Origin of the sequence: Pseudoalteromonas sp. MMG024 (assembly GCF_021654175.1) — a bacterium.
Classification (GTDB): domain Bacteria; phylum Pseudomonadota; class Gammaproteobacteria; order Enterobacterales; family Alteromonadaceae; genus Pseudoalteromonas.
Window position 1 is genome coordinate 1 of record NZ_JAKFZO010000059.1, and the last position, 509, is coordinate 509.

Annotated in this window: 1 protein-coding gene; it reads left to right on the plus strand. The window is 43.4% G+C overall.

Annotated elements, in window-relative coordinates:
* On the plus strand, positions 1 to 509 hold a 509-nt coding region (locus L1068_RS21850), incomplete at both ends, for a transposase (protein ID WP_237131965.1).

Below are 509 nucleotides of genomic sequence, written 5' to 3' on the forward strand. Positions count from 1 at the left end.
CACTTGTTTAAACATACGGCGGCACGTTGGGAGCAATCACAACCGTTTGATGAAGTTTGTGGTTTAAAGTTATTAAGTGTGGATGGGACACAATTTAAAACTCAAGATACCCCTAGTAACAGTCACTTCGGGTATGCGCAATCAACGGCTAACTTCCCTTCTGTATTAGCCGTTACCTTAATGTCGACTCGGACTCATTTAATTTCAGATGCGGCGTTTGGGCCAGTAACGAATAGTGAGCTCCATTATGCTCAACAACTTGTTGGCTCCGCACCAGAGAACTCACTTACTTTATTTGATAGGGGGTTTTTCTCTGCCGAGCTTTTTACGAGTTGGCAAGGTGTAGGAACTAACCATCATTGGCTCACGCCTATAAAAAGCAAAATGCGCTATGACGTTATTGAGTCGTATAGTGAATATGACCATTTAATTACCATGCCCGTGTCGCCTCAGGCAAAAAAATCAGCGTCGTACTTAGGGGATACATGGCAGGCAAGACTTATCCAAAT